The sequence below is a fragment of the Sphingomonas abaci genome (assembly GCF_014199625.1).
GTDB classification, from domain to species: domain Bacteria; phylum Pseudomonadota; class Alphaproteobacteria; order Sphingomonadales; family Sphingomonadaceae; genus Sphingomonas; species Sphingomonas abaci.
Genome location: NZ_JACHNY010000004.1, coordinates 349,328 through 367,738, shown reverse-complemented (window position 1 = coordinate 367,738; position 18,411 = coordinate 349,328). Strand labels below are relative to the sequence as shown.

General features: G+C 66.5%; 18 protein-coding genes. 17 read left to right on the top strand and 1 reads right to left on the bottom strand.

From position 1 onward, the window contains the following. Positions 1-73: 73 nt before the first annotated feature. Genes GGQ96_RS11940 through GGQ96_RS11900 form a run of 9 tightly spaced genes read left to right on the top strand, consistent with a single transcriptional unit; the run spans position 74 to position 9,418 of the window. Positions 74-307, top strand: a complete 234-nt coding sequence (locus tag GGQ96_RS11940; protein ID WP_184114888.1) for a DUF6489 family protein — start codon at positions 74-76, stop codon at positions 305-307. After that, on the top strand, positions 304-1,575 hold the full coding sequence (gene mnmE, locus GGQ96_RS11935; protein ID WP_184114886.1) for a tRNA uridine-5-carboxymethylaminomethyl(34) synthesis GTPase MnmE: 1,272 nt from the start codon (positions 304-306) through the stop codon (positions 1,573-1,575). The genes GGQ96_RS11940 and mnmE overlap by 4 nt, the downstream gene beginning before the upstream one ends. Positions 1,576-1,629: 54 nt before the next feature. Beyond that, positions 1,630-3,462 carry a tRNA uridine-5-carboxymethylaminomethyl(34) synthesis enzyme MnmG gene (gene mnmG / locus GGQ96_RS11930; protein WP_184114884.1) on the top strand — a complete coding sequence of 611 codons (1,833 nt, stop codon included), beginning with the start codon at positions 1,630-1,632 and terminating at the stop codon, positions 3,460-3,462. Next, a complete protein-coding gene (gene rsmG / locus GGQ96_RS11925) occupies positions 3,459-4,067 on the top strand; it encodes a 16S rRNA (guanine(527)-N(7))-methyltransferase RsmG (protein ID WP_184114881.1) in 609 nt (202 codons plus the stop codon). The genes mnmG and rsmG overlap by 4 nt, the downstream gene beginning before the upstream one ends. Next, complete coding sequence (locus GGQ96_RS11920; protein ID WP_184114879.1) at positions 4,064-4,843, top strand: ParA family protein; 780 nt, start codon at positions 4,064-4,066, stop codon at positions 4,841-4,843. Before rsmG ends, GGQ96_RS11920 begins: the two co-directional genes overlap by 4 nt. Beyond that, complete coding sequence (locus GGQ96_RS11915; RefSeq protein ID WP_184114877.1) at positions 4,840-5,736, top strand: ParB/RepB/Spo0J family partition protein; 897 nt, start codon at positions 4,840-4,842, stop codon at positions 5,734-5,736. The genes GGQ96_RS11920 and GGQ96_RS11915 overlap by 4 nt, the downstream gene beginning before the upstream one ends. Before the next feature lie 3 nt (positions 5,737-5,739). Further along, a complete protein-coding gene (locus tag GGQ96_RS11910) occupies positions 5,740-8,319 on the top strand; it encodes a GAF domain-containing protein (RefSeq protein ID WP_184114875.1) in 2,580 nt (859 codons plus the stop codon). Next, the gene (locus GGQ96_RS11905; protein ID WP_343059028.1) at positions 8,316-8,687 is read left to right on the top strand and encodes a response regulator; all 372 of its coding nucleotides are present in this window, start codon (positions 8,316-8,318) and stop codon (positions 8,685-8,687) included. Before GGQ96_RS11910 ends, GGQ96_RS11905 begins: the two co-directional genes overlap by 4 nt. Next, complete coding sequence (locus tag GGQ96_RS11900; RefSeq protein WP_184114871.1) at positions 8,684-9,418, top strand: helix-turn-helix domain-containing protein; 735 nt, start codon at positions 8,684-8,686, stop codon at positions 9,416-9,418. Before GGQ96_RS11905 ends, GGQ96_RS11900 begins: the two co-directional genes overlap by 4 nt. Before the next feature lie 124 nt (positions 9,419-9,542). Here the strand turns inward: GGQ96_RS11900 and GGQ96_RS11895 are convergent, their stop codons facing one another. Next, a complete protein-coding gene (locus tag GGQ96_RS11895; RefSeq protein WP_184114869.1) occupies positions 9,543-10,883 on the bottom strand; it encodes an MFS transporter in 1,341 nt (446 codons plus the stop codon). A gap of 116 nt (positions 10,884-10,999) precedes the next feature. On the opposite strand from GGQ96_RS11895, the gene cyoA reads away from it, so the two are divergent. The 8 genes from cyoA to GGQ96_RS11855 all read left to right on the top strand — a co-directional run bounded on the left by cyoA (position 11,000) and on the right by GGQ96_RS11855 (position 18,294). After that, a complete protein-coding gene (gene cyoA, locus GGQ96_RS11890; protein WP_184114867.1) occupies positions 11,000-12,142 on the top strand; it encodes a ubiquinol oxidase subunit II in 1,143 nt (380 codons plus the stop codon). An 8-nt stretch (positions 12,143-12,150) separates the two neighbouring features. Next, positions 12,151-14,148 carry a cytochrome o ubiquinol oxidase subunit I gene (cyoB, locus tag GGQ96_RS11885; RefSeq protein ID WP_184114865.1) on the top strand — a complete coding sequence of 666 codons (1,998 nt, stop codon included), beginning with the start codon at positions 12,151-12,153 and terminating at the stop codon, positions 14,146-14,148. A gap of 3 nt (positions 14,149-14,151) precedes the next feature. Continuing rightward, the gene (gene cyoC, locus GGQ96_RS11880) at positions 14,152-14,781 is read left to right on the top strand and encodes a cytochrome o ubiquinol oxidase subunit III (RefSeq protein WP_184114863.1); all 630 of its coding nucleotides are present in this window, start codon (positions 14,152-14,154) and stop codon (positions 14,779-14,781) included. Then, positions 14,778-15,224: a cytochrome o ubiquinol oxidase subunit IV gene (gene cyoD, locus GGQ96_RS11875; protein ID WP_184114861.1), complete on the top strand. Its 447-nt coding sequence runs from the start codon at positions 14,778-14,780 to the stop codon at positions 15,222-15,224. Before cyoC ends, cyoD begins: the two co-directional genes overlap by 4 nt. Continuing rightward, on the top strand, positions 15,221-15,907 hold the full coding sequence (locus GGQ96_RS11870) for an SURF1 family cytochrome oxidase biogenesis protein (RefSeq protein ID WP_184114859.1): 687 nt from the start codon (positions 15,221-15,223) through the stop codon (positions 15,905-15,907). The genes cyoD and GGQ96_RS11870 overlap by 4 nt, the downstream gene beginning before the upstream one ends. After that, the gene (locus GGQ96_RS11865) at positions 15,904-16,377 is read left to right on the top strand and encodes a c-type cytochrome (protein ID WP_184114857.1); all 474 of its coding nucleotides are present in this window, start codon (positions 15,904-15,906) and stop codon (positions 16,375-16,377) included. The genes GGQ96_RS11870 and GGQ96_RS11865 overlap by 4 nt, the downstream gene beginning before the upstream one ends. A 61-nt stretch (positions 16,378-16,438) precedes the next feature. Continuing rightward, positions 16,439-17,740, top strand: coding sequence for an ATP-binding protein (locus GGQ96_RS11860; RefSeq protein WP_246360460.1), 1,302 nt, complete (start codon positions 16,439-16,441; stop codon positions 17,738-17,740). Then, entirely contained in the window at positions 17,737-18,294 is a 558-nt protein-coding gene (locus GGQ96_RS11855) for a response regulator transcription factor (protein WP_184114855.1), read from the top strand. Before GGQ96_RS11860 ends, GGQ96_RS11855 begins: the two co-directional genes overlap by 4 nt. The last annotated feature ends 117 nt before the right edge of the window (positions 18,295-18,411 follow it).

Genomic DNA, 18,411 nt, shown 5'->3' with positions numbered 1-18,411 from the left:
CTGCTTGCCGGACGGGGCAAGCTCCGCGCATGACTATGCCGGTGAGGCCATGGGGGCTCAAGGAGAAGCGATCATGAAGATCACGGTCGAGATCGACTGCACGCCGGAGGAGGCACGCCGCGCCATGGGCCTGCCCGACCTCACCCCGGTGCACGACCAATATCTGGCGATGCTGCGCGAGGCGATGGACGGACAGTTCCGCCCCGAGGCAATGGAGACGATGATGCGGCAATGGGCGCCGATGGGCGAGGCCGGCATGGCCTTCTGGCGGCGGATGATCGACAGTGCGGGCAAGTCCACGGGATGATCGACACGATCTTCGCGCTGTCGTCGGGGCAGCCGCCAGCCGGCATCGCGGTCGTTCGGATCAGCGGACCGGCGGCCTTCGCGGCGGCCGAAGCGCTCGACGCCTTGCCCAGGACGATGCGCCGCGCGACGTTGCGGGCGCTGCGGGGGCAGCGGGGCGAATTGCTCGACCGGGCGCTGGCGCTAGCCTTTGACGGTCCCGCCACCGCCACCGGTGAGGATTTGGTCGAGCTGCATTGCCACGGCGGCCGCGCAGTCGTCGCGGCGGTGCTCGCCGCGCTGGCGACCGTGCCGGGATGTCGGCTGGCGTTGCCGGGCGAGTTCACGCGACGCGCGCTGGCCAATGGCCGTATCGATCTGAGTGAAGCGGAAGGGCTTGCCGACCTGCTGGAGGCGGAGACCGAGCAACAACGCGTCCTGGCGTTGCGCTCGGCGGAGGGGGCGATCAGTCGTGCGGTGCAGGATTGGCTGAGCCAGGTCGCGATGCTCTCCGCCCGCATCGAAGTGATGCTTGACTATGCCGACGAAGAGGATGCCGGCGCGAACGATGCCGAGGCGATCCGATCGGCGATGGCGGCATTGGCGGATCAGATCGACGGGGCGGCGTCGGCACCGCCCGTGGAGCGGGTGCGCGACGGGCTGCGTGTGGTGATCGCCGGGCCGCCCAACGCGGGCAAGTCGACGCTGCTCAACCTGCTCGCCCAACGGGACGCCGCGATCGTTTCGCCGATTGCGGGCACGACGCGGGACCGGATCGAAGCGCCGGTGGTGCGCGACGGTCGCGCCTATCTACTGATCGATACGGCCGGACTGACCCAGACCGACGACGTGGTCGAAGCGATCGGTGTCGACCGCGCGCGCCAGGCGCTGGCGGAAGCCGACATCATAATGTGGGTCAGCGACCAGCCGTCGCCGCACGGCGAAGCCTTGCACGTCCATGCACGGGCCGACCTGCCGGGGCGGGATCACACACCCGCCGATCGGATCGGCGTGCGCCGCGATGATCCCGCATCGGTCACCGCGCTGTGGGAGGCGATCGCAGCCAAGGCCGCGGCGTTGCTGCCCCCGGCCGACGCCCTGCCGCTGCGCGCCCGTCATCGCGATCTCTGCCGGGCGGCCGTACGGGCGCTGCGCGACTCGCCGGCGGATCCCTTGTTGATCGGTGAACATCTCCGACAAGCTCGGTCGGAACTGGCAGCGATCACCGGCGTGGATGCGACCGAGGTGATGCTCGACCAGCTTTTCGGACGCTTCTGTCTGGGAAAATGATGTTCCACGTGGAACAGCTTTGGAGTGCGGGTCGATAGACGCTACAGGCAAGGCATGTTCGACGTCATCGTTCTCGGTGCCGGCCATGCGGGGATCGAAGCCGCATCGGCCGCCGCCCGTCGTGGGGCCACCACCGCCCTGATCAGCTTCTCGGCCGACAATATCGGCATCATGTCCTGCAATCCATCGATCGGGGGGTTGGGAAAGGGACATATCGTCCGTGAGGTCGATGCCTTTGACGGCGTGATGGCGCGCGCCGCCGACGCCTCCGCCATCCACCACCGGTTGCTGAATGCCAGCAAGGGTGCGGCCGTGCAGGGTCCCCGGATCCAGGCGGACCGCCGGCGCTACCAAGCGGCGGTGAAGGCGCTGATGGCGGTGAGCGGCGTCACCTTCGTTACAGGGGAGGTCACCGGGCTGGACCTGAGCGGGGGCGCGGTGCGTGGCATCGTGCTCGCATCGGGAGAGCGGATCGCGACCCGAGCCCTGGTGGTGGCGACAGGAACGTTTCTGGGCGGGCGAATCTTTCGGGGTGACGAGCGGCATAGCGGCGGCCGGGTCGAGGAGCGGAGTGCGGGTCCCCTGGCGGCCCATTTTCGCGACTTTGGCCTGCCGATGGGGCGGCTGAAGACGGGCACGCCGCCCCGTCTCGATGGCCGCACCATCGACTGGGCGCGGCTGACGGAGCAGCCCTCGGACGATCTCGGCTGGACGATGTCGGCGTTGACACCCGCCCGGACGGTGCCGCAAATCGCCTGCGCGATCACCCGGACCACCGCCGCGACCCATGACGTGATCCGTGCGCATCTCGACACGTCGCCGCTTTATTCCGGCGCGATCGAAGGGCAGGGGCCGCGCTATTGTCCGTCGATCGAGGACAAGATTCACCGATTCGGCGACCGTGACGGGCATCAGATCTTCCTTGAGCCCGAAGGGCTGGACGATCCGACCGTCTATCCCAACGGGCTGTCGACCAGCCTGTCCGCCGATGCGCAACGCGCGATGATCGCGACCATCGCCGGTCTCGAACAGGCGCGGATCACCGTGCCGGGCTATGCGGTGGAATATGACCATATCGATCCCCGCGCTCTGGCCCCGACGCTGGCCGTCCGCTCGATCGAGGGACTATTCTGCGCCGGACAGATCAACGGCACGACCGGCTATGAGGAGGCGGCGGGGCAGGGGCTGGTCGCCGGCCTCAACGCGGCGGCACATGCCAACGAACTCACGCCGGTCATCCTGGACCGTGCGTCCAGCTATATCGGCGTGATGATCGACGACCTGGTCCTGCAAGGCGTCACCGAGCCCTATCGAATGCTGACCGCGCGGGCCGAGTTCCGGCTGTCGCTGCGCGCCGACAATGCCGAGACGCGACTGGCAGGCCTTGCGCAACGCGCCGGCTGCGTATCCGCCGAGCGGCTCCATCATCAGCAACGCTCGGCCGACCAACGCGCGACGCTCCGTCAGCGGCTGGATCGATCGCTCACCGCCAGCGATATCCAAGGCCTGGGCGGTCGCGTCAGCCAGGATGGCGCGCGGCGCAGCGCCTGGGAGTGGTTGCGGTTCGATGGCATCGACCTGGATCTGATCGCGCCGGATGCGTTGGATGGAATCGATCCGGCGGTGATTCGGGAGGTGGGCGAGGATGCCCGGTACGCCCCCTATCTCGAGCGTCAGGCGCAGGAAGTAGCAACGCTGCGGTCAGAGGAGTCGATCGCCTTGCCGACCGATATCGATTATGCCGCGATCGCCGGTCTGTCGAATGAGATGGTCGCGCGGCTCGATGCGAGCCGACCCATCTCGCTCGCAGCGGCCGCCCGAATTCGGGGCATCACTCCGGCCGCGCTGTCCGCCGTCCTCCTCCACGCCAAACGGTATGCCGCATGACCGAAGATGAAGCCCGCGCCTGGGTCGACACGCATTTCGGGGCGCGCACCGTCGACCGCCTTACCCGCTTCGTGCCGATGCTGGCGGACGAGATGCAGCGCCAGAACCTGATCGCGCCTTCGACGCTGGACATCGTGTGGGCCCGCCATCTCGTCGACTCGCTCCAGCTTGGCCTGCTCGCGGAGGCGCCCGCCGAACGCTGGCTCGACATCGGCACCGGCGCCGGCTTTCCCGGACTGGTGCTCGCCATGGCGATTGACGCGCCGTTCCTGTTGGTCGAGCCACGCAAGCGCCGCGTCGATTTCCTGCAAGGCTGCAGCGACGCATTGGGCCTGACCCATGTCGAGCTGGCCTGCGCCAAGGTCGAACAGATCGCCCGGCCGTCCCACATCATTACAGCGCGCGCCGTGGCGTCGATCGAAAAGCTTTTGCAGTCGGCCGCCGCTTGCGCCACAGCGGAGACACGATGGTTGCTGCCCCGCGGCGCTGTCGATCCGGAAGATTTGCGCGGCCTCGACCGGCGATACGGGCTAACGTTCCACGTGGAACAATCCCTCACCGCAGCGGACTCGTCGATCGTGATAGCCGATGGAGCCAAGCGATGATCGTTGTTGCAGTCGCCAATCAGAAGGGCGGGGTGGGCAAGACCACCAGCGCGATCAACCTCGCGACCGCTTTATCAGCAACCGGGCAGCACGTATTGCTGATCGACCTTGATCCGCAGGGCAATGCGTCGACCGGACTTGGCGTCGGTCACTCGCAGCGAGTCACCTCCAGCTATGACGTGCTGATCGGCAACACCACGCTCGACCAGGCCGTGATCTCGACCAAGGTGCCGCGCCTCGATCTGGTACCGGCGACGGTCGATCTCTCCGGCGCAGAGATCGAGCTGGTCGAACTGGACGCGCGCACCCACCGGCTGGACGAAGCGCTGCGCCGGAGCACCACGCCCTGGGACATCGTACTGGTCGACTGTCCGCCATCGCTCGGCCTGCTGACGATGAACGCGATGGTCGCCTCCGACACGTTGTTCGTGCCGCTGCAATGCGAGTTCTTCGCGCTGGAGGGGCTGTCGCAATTGCTGACGACCGTTGAGCGAATTCGTCAGCGCTTTAATCCGGGATTGTCGATCCTGGGTGTAGCGCTGACCATGTATGATCGGCGTAACCGGCTGACTGAACAGGTCTCTGCCGATGTCCGCGCCGTGTTGGGCAAGGTGGTGTTCGATACCGTGATTCCGCGAAACGTCCGTCTCTCCGAAGCGCCAAGCCATGGTTTGCCGGCCCTGATCTACGATCATCGCTGCTCCGGCTCGGAAGCCTATATCGCCTTGGCCCGCGAGATCATCCTGCGCCTGCCGAGCAAGGCGGCCGCGGCATGAGCGAGGCATCACCCCGCCGCGCCCGCGCTGGCCTGGGTCGCGGGCTCGATGCGCTTCTTGGCGAAATGGCGCGCGAAGTGCCGGTGTCGGACGGTGCGGCGGACAAGCCCGCTGGCATCCGTACACTGCCGATCAGCGCGCTGGCCCCGCATCCGCAACAGCCGCGTCGCCGCTTCGATGATGCGCTGCTGGAGGAACTCGCCGCGTCGATCGCGGCGCGCGGCGTCATCCAGCCGATCGTGGTGCGGCCCCATGGTCACCAGTTCCAAATCGTCGCGGGCGAGCGGCGCTGGCGCGCGGCCCAGCGCGCGCGGCTGCACGAAGTCCCGGTCGTGGTGCGCGACTTCAACGATGTCGAGACGATGGAGATCGCGCTTGTCGAGAATATCCAGCGCCAGGACCTGAATGCGATCGAAGAGGCCCAGGCCTATCAACGTCTGGCCGGTGAATATGGCCATACGCAAGAAGCGCTGGCGAAGATCGTCCACAAGTCGCGCAGTCATGTCGCCAATCTGCTGCGGCTGCTCGAACTGCCCGACCCGGTCCAGGCCAAGGTGGTCGATGGATCGCTGTCGATGGGTCATGCCCGTGCGCTGCTGGGCGCGCCCGATGTCGAGCGACTGGCCGAGCAGGTGGTGGTGCGCGGCCTGTCGGTGCGCGATACCGAAAAGCTCACCCGCGAAAAGAAGCCGCGCAAGTCGGAGTCTGGGGAGAAGGCACCTCCGGCGTTACCCAACGCGGACATCGTCGCGTTGCAGACGCAGCTAGCCGACCTGCTCGGGGTGTCGGTGCAGATCGCGCATGGTGCAAAGGGGGGTACGCTGACGTTGAGCTATTCGACACTCGATCAGCTCGACATGCTCTGCCAGCGCCTGACCGGGGAGGGGATTTGAACGGTGATCGAGATCGCGGCACGGGGTGATAGTGTCGGCACGACCGCGTTCAGCGGTCCGGTCGGCTGGCTTCGAGGCGACAGCGAAATGGCCGAGGCCATCCGTGCCCATCCGTGGTGCCGGACCGAGCTGGGGCCGCTGACCGAATGGCCGCCGACACTGCAATCCATGCTCCGACTGGTGCTCACCGCGCCCGAGCCCATGGCATTGTGGTGGGGCGGGCCTTTGCATCAGATCTGGAACGACGCGTTCGCCGAGCACCTCGCGGTGGCGGACATCGGCATGGAATTGGGTTCCCCGGCGGCGGAGGCCTGGTCGACCTGCTGGCCGATGTTTGAACAGGCGCTGGAGCGTGCGGCGAACGCGTGGGAGCCACAGCCCGCTTTAACGCTGCCGCCGAGCTTCAGCCGCGCGCTGACCCAGGTGACGATCCGCCCCATAGAAGACGAGGCGAAGCAGGTCGCCGGGTACCTGATCCGGTTGCAGCCGATGGATCGTCACGGGTTGTCGAGCGACGAGCCGGTCATGCTGCCAGTCGATCGCCGGATCGACGGTCGATCGGCCCTGACCCTGCTGCACGATCTGCACCTCCGCCTGCGTGAGGCGCGCGACGTGTCGCAAGCCATGACCGAGGTCCTGCATCTCGCCACCTCCTTTGCCGATACCGATCTAGGGGCGCTCCATCTGGCGGATGCGGATGACCGGATCGCCACCTTGGTCGCGGTGCAGGGGTTCAGCGAGGACAGCCTGTTCATCCGCACCTATCGCGATGGTGACCTGCGGAAGCCGGGTCCGATCATGGAAAAGCTGATGACGAAGCGTCAGCGGATCATTCTTCCCGATATCATGCGATCGGAAATGTCCGAAATAGTTCGTGCCATGATGCTCGATGCAGGCATCGCGGCCATGGTATCGATCCCGTTAGTGGGCTCGGAGCGCAATTTCCTGGGCATATTGAACGTGCATTTCCGGACGCCACGTACGCTCGACAGATTCACGCTCCGTCTGCTCGATCTGCTCGGCTGGATCGCAGGCGAGTTCGTCCACATTCGCCGAGTCGTCCAGCGGATCGAGAACCAGCGTCGGGCGGAGCAGCGCCTTCGATCCCTGAGCCGGCAATGGCGGGAGATGACCGATCCTCTCGCGATCCAGCAGCATACGATCGCCAAGTTGCTCAAGTGGATGGCGGTCGAACAGTGCGGCTTCGTCTATTTCGATGGGCGCCGGAACATGTTGAAGGTCGAGGCGGTCAATCCCGATCGTCCGGGAGAGACATATCGTCTGGCCGTCGCTGCCGACCAGCTGCCGCCCGATCTGATTGCGCCACTACGGGAAGGCCGGACGATCGTACTGGACGACGCTGCCGACAGCCCAGCCTGCGACTATCTGCGTTCGATCAGACTCGGTGCACTGTGCGTCGTACCCCTCGTTAGCCAGAACCGAGTGGTCGGTGCCCTGTTCGTCGGCACTGCCGCGCCACGGCTTTGGAGCAGCACCGAGGTTACATTCCTGGAGGAGGTCGCCGAACGGTGTAAGCTGGCCGTCGGACGCGCGCGAGCGGAAGCGACGTTGCAGGAAACCAGCGATCGCTTCCGCCGCACGACAGAATTGTTGCCCAGCCTGTTGTGGTATGCGGACAGCGACGGGATCAACTTTGTCGACAATCGGCAGTGGGAACGTCTAACGGGCCAATCTTATTACGACGGCCAGAATGGCGGCTGGATTCGTTACGTCCATCCCGACGACCGGCATATCGAGCTGGATATCGCCAAGCGCGCCGATGAATTTAAAGCGCCGGTGGAACGGCAATTGCGCTACCGGATGCGCGACGGCACGTATCGCTGGTTCCTGGTCCGCACCGTGCCTGGGCGCGACAAGGACGGGCAGGTCACGGGCTGGTACGGCTCGGCGACGGACATTCATGAACTGCGGACGCTGAAGGATCGGCAGGTGTTCCTGCTTGCCGAATTGCAGCATCGGGTCCGCAACCTCTTGACGGTGACGCGGTCGGTATTCGAACGGACCATTGAGTCAGGATATGACATTGATGATATCAACGATCACTTCCGCGGCCGACTGGACGCCTTGGCCCGGACCCATGGGGGTGTCTGTCACAATCCCGATCAGCGGGTCGATTTGCAGAATCTGATCCGTGAAGAATTGCTCAGCGTCGGGGTTTGCGATGGACCGTCGGTCGTGATCGATGGGCCGGATGTCGCCCTGCCGCTGGACATCGCCGAGAATTTAGCTTTAACGTTCCACGAACTGACTGTAAACGCGATCAAATTTGGCGCGCTGAAGGTCAAGTCCGGGAAGCTTGCGCTGACGTGGCGGATTGACGTGGATCAGAGCGGGGGTGAGAAACTGGTATTAAGCTGGCTAGAGACCGGCGTTCCCGCGATCGATTTGCGACCTGGCCGATACGGCTTTGGTCGGGAACTGATCGAGGAGGCGCTACCCTATCGGCTAAGGGCTGATACGGAGTTGCTGTTCGAGCGCGGCGGCGTACGATGCACGATCGCGCTTCCGTTGTCGGCGATCGATGATGACGCCGTGCGCTATGGCGAAGGAGGATGGTCGTGACGCTGGGCGGCAAGCGCATCCTCGTGATCGAGGACGAATACTACATCGCTGCGGACCTAAAGCGCGCGCTGCTGCGAGAAGGGGCGGTCGTGCTCGGCCCCTTCAACACCGTGGCGATCGGCCTCGCGGCGGCGACCGTTGAACCGATTGACGTCGCGGTGGTCGACGTCAATCTCGAGGGTACCCCGTCCTTCCCGATTGCCGATGTGCTGAGCGCGCGAGGCGTGCCTTATCTGTTTCTGACGGGCTATGACGGCATCACCATGCCGGACGGCTATCGCGCTCATCCGCGCCTGGCCAAGCCCTTTACCATGGAGGTCGTGCTGGACACCCTGCGCGATCTCGTCTGCCCGGAGGTGGCATTGTGATACGTGCAATCAGAGCCTTTCGCGATCCCGGCGCGGCGGTGCGCCGGCTTAACACGCTGGTGCCGCTGGACGAGGATGCGACGCTCGCGCTGACCGATGCGCTGGCGACCGCCCGCCCGATCAAGCCGCGCCGCGAGCTGATCGGCGAGGGACATGAGATCGTCGAGCCGTTGCTGATCCTCAGCGGCTGGGCGGCGCGGGTCCGCTTCCTGGCCGATGGCCGGCGCCAGTTCCTCAGCTTCCTGCTGCCGGGCGATGTGGTCGGGCTCGGCCACCAGACGCGCCCGGTCGCCACCGCGACGGTGATCGCGCTGACGCCGGTCGAGGTGTGTTCCGCGCCGCCGCGCGACAAGTCGCCGGCGCTGGCGGAAGCCTATGCGCTCAGTCGGGCGCTCGATGAGGCCTATCTGCTCGCCAACATCACCCGGCTCGGCCGGCTCAATGCGCAGGAGCGGATCGGCGACCTGTTCCTCGAATTGCTTGAGCGACTGCGGATGGCGGGGCTGGAAAGCGGCAACAGCTTCGCGCTGCCGCTGACGCAGGAAATGATCGCCGACGCGCTCGGCCTGACCTCGGTCCATGTCAATCGCATGATCCAGCTCTTCCGGCGCGAGGGCGACCTGACCTGGAAGACGGGCCGGCTGACGCTGACCGATCCCTCGGCCCTGGCGCGCAAGATCAACCGCCAACCGGTGCGGGTGTCCGCCATCCCCTTCGGCACGGCACGCTGACCGCCCGGCGGACTCGCATCGTCGGACAGGAAAAAGGCCACCGCGACACGATTGTCGCGGTGGCCTTTCTCGTATTTGGATAGGGCGTTGGGCCGGCGCGTGGAAACTGCGCCGGCTGCCGGGCTCAGCCCATCCGCTTGCCCAATTCCTTGTTCAGGTACAGCGCGGCCAGTGTGCCGATTGCGCCCGAGAACAGATAACCGCCCGCCGCGATCAGGCCGAAATTCTGGGCCAGCACCAGCGCCGCGAGCGGGGCGAAGCCGGCGCCGAACAGCCAGGCCAGGTCCGAGGTCAGCGCCGCGCCGGTATAGCGGGCGCGCTTGGGGAAGTTGTTGGTGACCGCGCCCGACGACTGGCCGAAGGACAGGCCGAGCAGGATGAAGCCGCCGATCATGAAGGCCAGCTCGCCCGCGTCGCCGCCGTTCAGCAGGCGCGGCGCGACGCCGCTGAAGATGGCGATCGCGACCGCGGTATAGCCCAGCAGCGAGCGCCGGCCGATCCGGTCCGCCAGCAGGCCCGAGACGACGATCGCGCCGACGCCGAACACCGCGCCGATCATTTCGATCAGCAGGAAGCGGGTGATGCTCTGATCGGTGAACAGCATGACCCAGGACAGCGGGAACACCGTGACCATGTGGAACAGCGCGAAGCTGGCGAGCGGCGCGAACGCCCCGATCACGATATTGCGCCATTGGGCCCGGATCGTTGCGCCGACCGGCGAGGCGGTCAGCTCGCGGGTGTGGAACAGTTCGGTATATTCCGGCGTCACGACGATGCGCAGGCGGGCGAAGAGCGCCACCACGTTGAGCGCGAACGCCACGAAGAAGGGATAGCGCCACCCCCAGGCCAGGAAGTCGGCCGGGGACAGGAAGCCGGAGAAGAAGGCGAACAGTCCGCTCGCCACGATCAGGCCCAGCGGCGCGCCGAGCTGCGGCACCATCGCGTACCAGCCACGCTTGTCCTCGGGCGCGTTGAGCGCGAGGAGCGAGGCGAGGCCGTCCCACGCCCCGCCCAGCGCCAGGCCCTGACCGACGCGGAACAGGCCGAGCAGGATGGCCGAGGCGATGCCGACCTGCTCGTAGCCGGGCAGGAAGGCCAGCGACACGGTCGACGTGCCGAGCAGGAACAGCGCGATCGTCAGCTTGGTGCCGCGGCCGTGGCGACGGTCGATCGCCATGAAGATCTGCGTGCCCAGCGGCCGCGCCAGGAAGGCGAGGGGGAAGAGCGCGAAGGACAGCAGCGTGCCCGTCACCCGGTCGACGAACGGGAAGACGATCTGCGGGAACACCAGCACCGAGGCGATGGCATAGACGAAGAAGTCGAAGAATTCGGACGTGCGGCCGATGATCACGCCGATCGCGATCTCGCCGGGGCGCACGTCATGATGGCCTTCCGCGTACATCGCACGGGCATCGCGCTCGATGCCCTGCGATGTGGGCGTGGAAGAGGCGGCGGTCTCAGCCATGGCCTGAAGCTACTCCAAATATTTGGCAGGAGGCTTAGCGGGCCGTGCCGCAATGCGGGATAGGACAAATTGTCCTATTTCGCAAATGCACAATCGGGAGTAGCCGCGACACCAATATGTCCCGATCCCTCTCTCGCTCCCGCGGCCTCCGGGCTGCCGCGCTGGCCGCTCCCGCCCTTCTGGGTGGGTGCGACATGGTGGTCATGAACCCCGCCGGCGATGTCGCGCGTCAGCAGGCCGACCTGATCCTGTGGTCGACCGGCCTGATGCTGATCATCATCCTGCCGGTGATCGTGCTCACCGGGTTGTTCGCGTGGAAATATCGCGCGGGCAATGCGGACGCCGAATATCGGCCCGACTGGGACCACTCGACCGGGCTGGAGCTGGTGATCTGGGCGATGCCGCTCCTGATCATCATCGCGCTTGGCGCGTTGACCTGGCTGGCGACGCACACGCTCGATCCCTATCGCCCGCTGACCCGAATCGCGCCGGGCGAGCCGGTGACGCCGGCGACCAAGCCGCTGGTGGTCGAGGTCGTGTCGATGGACTGGAAGTGGCTGTTCCTCTATCCGGAACAGGGCATCGCCACGGTCAACCAGCTGGTGGTGCCGGTCAACCGGCCGATCCAGTTCAAGATGACCTCGTCGTCGGTGATGAACACCTTCTACGTCCCCGCCATGGCCGGCATGATCTACACCATGCCGGGCATGGAGACGCAGCTCCACGCGGTGCTGAACAAGACGGGCACGTTCGAGGGCATGTCCGCCAACTACAGCGGCGCGGGCTTCTCTTACATGCACTTCCCGACCCGTTCGGTGTCGGACGCGCAGTTCGGTGAGTGGGTCGACTCGATCCGCCGCCAGCCCGACCGCCTGTCGACCGACCGCTATCTGGAGCTGGAGAAGCCCAGCGAGCGCGTGCCGGCAATGGGCTTCAACGCGGTGCAGCCGGGGCTCTGGGACAAGATCCTGGGCATGTGCGTGAAGCCGGGCACCCCCTGCATGCAGGATGCCATGGCCAAGGACATGAACCGCGGCGCCCATGCCCCGGTCAGCAACCGTCCGCCGGTCGACAAGCCCGACGGCGCGCTGTTCAAGGCGCCCGAAGAGAAGAAGGGCGGCGAGAATCGCGGCGCGCCGATCGAGACGCCGGCCGGGTCGCAGGATCGCGGCGGCAAGGAAAACCGCAGCTTCTCTGCGATCGACCGTTCCACGCTGCCGGGCGTCCCCGGCCGTTCCTCCGCCGTTGCGGGGGCCTGAGAGACATCATGTCGGAAACCTTGCTCAAGACGATCTTCGGGCGGCTGACGCTCGACAGTTTTCCCATCCACGAGCCGATCCTGGTCGGCACGTTCATCGCGGTCGCGTTCGGCGGCGCGGTGGTGCTGGGGGCGCTGACCTATTTCAAGCTGTGGGGCTATCTCTGGAAGGAGTGGTTCACCACCGTCGACCATAAGCGCATCGGCATCATGTACATGATCCTGGGGATCGTCATGCTGCTGCGCGGCTTCGCCGACGCGCTGATGATGCGCGCGCAGCAGGCCATGGCGTTCGGCGGGAACGAGGGCTTCCTGCCCGCCCACCATTACGATCAGGTGTTCACGGCGCACGGCGTCATCATGATCTTCTTCGTGGCGATGCCCTTCGTCACCGGTCTGATGAACTATGTCGTGCCGCTGCAGATCGGCGCCCGCGACGTCAGCTTTCCGTTCCTGAACAATTTCAGCTTCTGGATGACGGTGTCCGGCGCGGTGATCGTAATGGCCAGCCTGTTCGTCGGCGAGTTCGCCCGCACCGGCTGGCTGGCGATGGCGCCCTTGTCGGGGCTGGATTATTCCCCGGACGTGGGCGTCGACTATTATATCTGGGCGCTCCAGATCGCCGGCGTCGGCACGCTGCTATCCGGCGTCAACCTGCTCGCCACCATCATCAAGATGCGCGCACCGGGCATGACGCTGATGAAGATGCCGATCTTCACCTGGACGGCCCTGGCGACCAACACGCTGATCGTCGCCGCCTTCCCGATCCTGACCGCGGTGCTGGCGATGCTGTCGCTCGACCGCTATATCGGCACCAACTTCTTCACGAACACCGGCGGGGGCAACCCGATGATGTACGTGAACATGATCTGGATCTGGGGCCACCCGGAGGTGTACATCCTGATCCTGCCGCTGTTCGGCGTCTTCTCGGAAGTCACCTCGACCTTCACGTCCAAGCGGCTGTTCGGCTATACCTCGATGGTCTACGCCGTGCTGGTCATCACCATCCTGGCCTACCTGGTCTGGCTGCACCACTTCTTCACCATGGGGTCGGGCGCGAGCGTCAACTCGTTCTTCGGCATCACCACGATGATCATCTCGATCCCGACGGGCGCGAAGATCTTCAACTGGCTGTTCACCATGTACAAGGGGCGGATCCGCTTCGAACTGCCGATGATGTGGACGATCGCGTTCATGATCACGTTCGTGATCGGCGGCATGACGGGCGTGCTGCTGGCGGTGCCGCCGGCCGACTTCGTCCTGCACAACTCGCTGTTCCTGGTCGCGCACTTCCATAACGTGATCATCGGCGGCGTGGTGTTCGGCGTGTTCGCGGCGATCAACTACTGGTTTCCCAAGGCGTTCGGCTTCAAGCTGGACAAGTTCTGGGGCACGGTCAGCTTCTGGTGCTGGACGATCGGCTTCTACGTCGCCTTCATGCCGCTCTACGTGCTCGGCCTGATGGGCGTCACGCGTCGCCTGCGCCACTTTGACGATCCGTCGCTGCAGATCTGGTTCATCATCGCCGCGCTTGGCGCGCTGATGATCGCGGCCGGCATCGGCGCCCTGCTGATGCAGTTCTGGGTCAGCTTCCGCAACCGCGAGGCGCTGCGCGACACGACCGGCGATCCCTGGGGTGGCCGTACGCTGGAATGGGCGACGTCGTCGCCGCCGCCGGACTACAACTTCGCGTTCACGCCCGTCGTCCACGACCTGGACGCCTGGTACGACATGAAGTCGCGTGGCGCGGTGCGTCCGACGGAAGGCTTCCGGGCGATCCACATGCCGCGCTACACCGGCGCGGGCGTCATCCTGGCGGGGTGTGCGACCGTGTTCGGCCTGGCGATGATCTGGTACATCTGGTGGCTCGCGGCGCTGAGCTTCGTCGCGCTGCTGGCGGTCGCGATCGGCCATACGTTCAACTATGACCGCGACTATTACATCCCGGTGGAAGAAGTGATCGAGACCGAGAATGCGCGCACCAAGGCGCTGGCGGCGGGAGCGTAAGGCATGAGCAGCGCAACCATCCCGCCCGGCGCCGAGGCGCCGATCTTCTACGAGACGGAGGAGCATCATCACGAGGCGGGGGCCAGCACCATGCTGGGCTTCTGGCTCTATCTGATGAGCGACTGCCTGATCTTCGCGATGCTGTTCGCGGCCTATGGCGTCTATGGCGGCAGCTATGCCGGCGGCCCCGACCAGCGCGAGTTGTTCGAGCTGCCGCTGGTCGCGGTCAACACTGCGATGCTGCTCTTCTCGTCGATCACCTATGGCTTCGCGATGATCGCGATGGACGAGAACCGGAAGGGGGCGACGCAAGCCTGGCTGGCGGTCACCGGCCTGTTCGGCCTCGCCTTTCTGGGCATCGAGCTCTACGAATTCTCGAACCTCATCCATGAGGGTGCGGGTCCGTGGCGCTCGGCCTTCCTGTCGGCCTTCTTCACGCTGGTCGGCACGCACGGGCTGCACGTCACCTTCGGCATCATCTGGCTGGTGACGCTGATGGTGCAGGTCGGCCGCAAGGGGCTGATCCCCGACAACAAGCGCCGCCTGCAGTGTCTGTCGCTGTTCTGGCACTTCCTGGACGTCATCTGGATCGGCGTCTTCACCTTCGTCTATCTGCTCGGAGTGCTGCGATGAGCGCCGAACCCCACGCCCCCGCGCACGGCGCGTCCCATGGTCATGATGCGCATGGCCATCACGGGGACCATCATGGCGACGGCCATGCGCATGGCAGCCGCAAGAGCTACATGACCGGCTTCCTGCTGTCGGTGGTGCTGACCGCGATCCCGTTCGCGCTGGTGATGACCGATGCCTTTGCCGATACGCGGGTCACCGCCGGCATCGTCATGGCCTTCGCGCTGGTGCAGATCGTCGTCCACATGGTCTATTTCCTGCACATGAACTCCAAGTCGGAGAATGGCTGGACGCTGATGGCGCTGATCTTCACGCTGATCGTCGTGGTGATCGCGCTGACCGGCTCGCTCTGGGTCATGTACCATATGAACCAGAACATGATGCCCGGCATGGGGGCGATGGCCGGCGCCATGTCCGCTTCCGGAGACGTCGGCGGCGGGATGTGACCGGCGCCCGGGCCCGGCCGGGGCTGGTCGTCGCGATCGTCGCGGCGGTCGGGCTGTTGGTCGGGCTGGGTGTGTGGCAGGTCGAGCGTCTCGCCTGGAAGCGGGCGCTGATCGCCCAGACCCGGGCGCGGCTGGCAGCCGCGCCGGTGCCGGCCCCGGGACCGGCCGACTGGCGTGGCGTCGGCCCAGGCGACGCCTATCGCCGTCTTCGAGTCACCGGCCGCTACCAGGTCGGCGCGGATACGCTGACCCAGGCGGTGACCGGCTACGGCCCCGGTTTTTGGGTCCTGACCCCGTTCCGCTCCGACACGGGATTTGTGCTGCTGGTCAATCGCGGCTTCGTGCCGAGCGGGACAAAGCCGACGTCGCCGCCGGCCGGGCCGGTGACCGTCACCGGATTGTTGCGGCTGACCGAGCCCAAGGGCGGCTTCCTGCGCAGCAACGTCCCCGCCAGTGATCGCTGGTATTCGCGCGACGTGGCGGCGATCGCCGCACGACGCGGGCTGGGGACCGTCGCACCCTATTTCATCGATTCCGATCGCACCGCGCCGCCGGGCCGCTGGCCGGAGGGTGGGCTGACCGTGGTCCGTTTCCCCAACAACCACCTGTCCTATGCGCTGACCTGGTTCGGACTGGCCGCGCTCGTCGCGTTCATGGGCTGGCGCGCGCTGCGCCGGGGATGAAACGGGCGGCGGCGCTTGCGATGCTGCTGCTGGCCAGCGCCTGTGGGGGCGGCGATGCCGAGCGGGAGCGGCGGATCGCGGCGGCTGGATCTGATCCCCGCCTTGCCGACTGGCTGCGGGTCGGCGACGCGGCGCAGGGCGAGCGCCTGTTCCATCGCTGTGCCTCCTGCCATGCCGCGCGGGCCGGTGCGCCCGATCGCAATGGCCCGAACCTGTACGGCGTGGTCGGCAAGCCGCTGGGCCGCGTCAGTCCCAGCTTCTCCTACAGCTATGCGCTTCGCACCGCATCGGGCCGCTGGACGGTCGATCGGCTCGATCGCTGGCTGGCGGGCCCGCAAGCGGTGGTGCCCGGCACGTCGATGCCCGATCCGGGTTTGCACGACCCGCTCGACCGCGCGGACGTCGTCGCCTTTCTCTGCGGCCTCGATCCGGGCAGCGGCGCGGCGGCCGGCTGTCCGGTCCGGCGCTGAGCGGGCGCATCAACGACCGGAACGGCTTTCTTCCGCCCCGGAAAGTCCTAAGGTCGCCGTCATGCTGATCAGCCAGCCCAGCGGCATGGAGCCGCCGACGGTGACCGAAGCGGGCCGGCGCAACCTGCGCCTGCTGGTGCAGTTGCGCTGGCTGGCGGTCGGCGGGCAACTCGCGACGATCCTGGGCGTGCATTACGGCCTGGGCATCCGCCTGCCGGTGGCGGCGATGCTGGCGGCGCTGGGACTGCTGGTGGTGCTCAACCTGCTGACGCTCGCGATCCCGAAGCGCTGGCCGATCACCAACCTGCACCTGGTCGCCAGTCTGATCGTCGACGTCACCTGCCTGACCATCCAGCTCTTCCTGAGCGGCGGCGCGACCAATCCCTTCGCCTCGCTCTACCTGTTGCAGGTGGTGCTGGGTGCAATCCTGCTGGAGACCTGGTCGAGCTGGGCGCTGGTGGCGCTGACCAGCGGCTTGTTCGCCGGGCTGGCGGTGACCCATCGGCCGCTGCCCCTGCCGGCGCTGATCGCGCATTCGCCATCGCCGGCCTATGTGCTGGGCAGCTGGTTCAACTTCACGCTGACCGCGGTGCTGATCGTGCTGTTCGTCACCCGCGTCACCCGCAACCTGCGCGAACGCGACTCGCATCTGGCGGAGCTGCGCCAGCGCGCGGCGGAGGAGGAGCATATCGTCCGCATCGGCCTGCTCGCCAGCGGCGCCGCGCATGAACTGGGCACGCCGCTCGCCTCGCTGGCGGTGATCCTCAGCGACTGGAAGAACGAGCCCGCCATCGCCGGGTCGCCGCATCTTGCCGCCGAGGTCGCGGACATGCGCGCCGAGGTGATGCGCTGCAAGGATATCGTCAGCGGCGTGCTGTTCGCCGCCGGCGAGGTGACGGGGGAGGCGCCCGCGCGCACCACCTTGCGCCGCTTCGTCGACCTGCTGCTGCTGGCGTGGAGCCGGATCCATCCCGACCTGGTCGCGGTCGACTACGGGCAGGTCGCCGACTGGGCGATCATCGCCGACCGGGCGCTGGGCCAGGCGCTGACCAACACGCTGGACAATGCGGTAGAGGCGGGGGCCAGCCGCATCGCGCTGACCGTCGACCGCGAGGGCGCGGACCTGGTGCTGCGGGTCGAGGATGACGGCCACGGCTTCCCCGACCATATCCTGGCGCATGTCGGCAAACCCTATCAGAGCAGCAAGCTGCGGCCGGGATCGGGGCTGGGGCTGTTCCTGGCGAACAATGTGCTGCGGACGCTGGGCGGGACGTTGCGGGCGGTGAACCTGCCCGGGCGCGGCGCGCGGATCACGATGCGGGTGCCGCTGACGGCGCTGGCGGCGGAAGGAGAGGCGGCATGACCGAGGGCACGGGCCCGTCCGACGCGACGCAGCGCCGGCTGCTGATCGTGGAGGACGACACGGTCTTCGCGCGGACGCTGGCGCGGTCGTTCGAGCGGCGCGGCTATGCGGTGCAGGTGCTCGCCGGGCCGGACCAGCTCGACGCGGTGGCGGCGGCGTTCCGGCCCGGCTTCGCGGTGGTCGACCTCCGGCTGGCGGGGGCGTCCGGCCTGTCGTGCATCGAGACGCTGCACCGGGTCGACGCGGACATGCGGATCGTCGTGCTGACCGGCTTCGCCAGCATCGCCACCGCCGTCGAGGCGATCAAGCTGGGCGCGACCAACTATCTGACCAAGCCCGCCAATACCGACGACATCGAAGCCGCTTTCGCCAAGGTGGAGGGGGATGCCGAGGTCGATCTGACTGCCGCGCCGACCAGCATCAAAACGCTGGAGTGGGAGCATATCCACCAGACGCTGGCCGATAGCGAGTTCAACATTTCCGAGGCGGCGCGGCGGCTGGGAATGCATCGCCGCACCCTGGCCCGCAAGCTCGACAAGCGGCACATGGGATGAGCCGTCCGGGCACGGGGCGAAAAAAAAGGCCGGTACGAGACCGGCCTGGAAAGTTTTTAGGAGAGGATGCCTGAAAGGCCCGGTCCTTATGCGTCGCACAGTAGCGTGTGTTAAGTG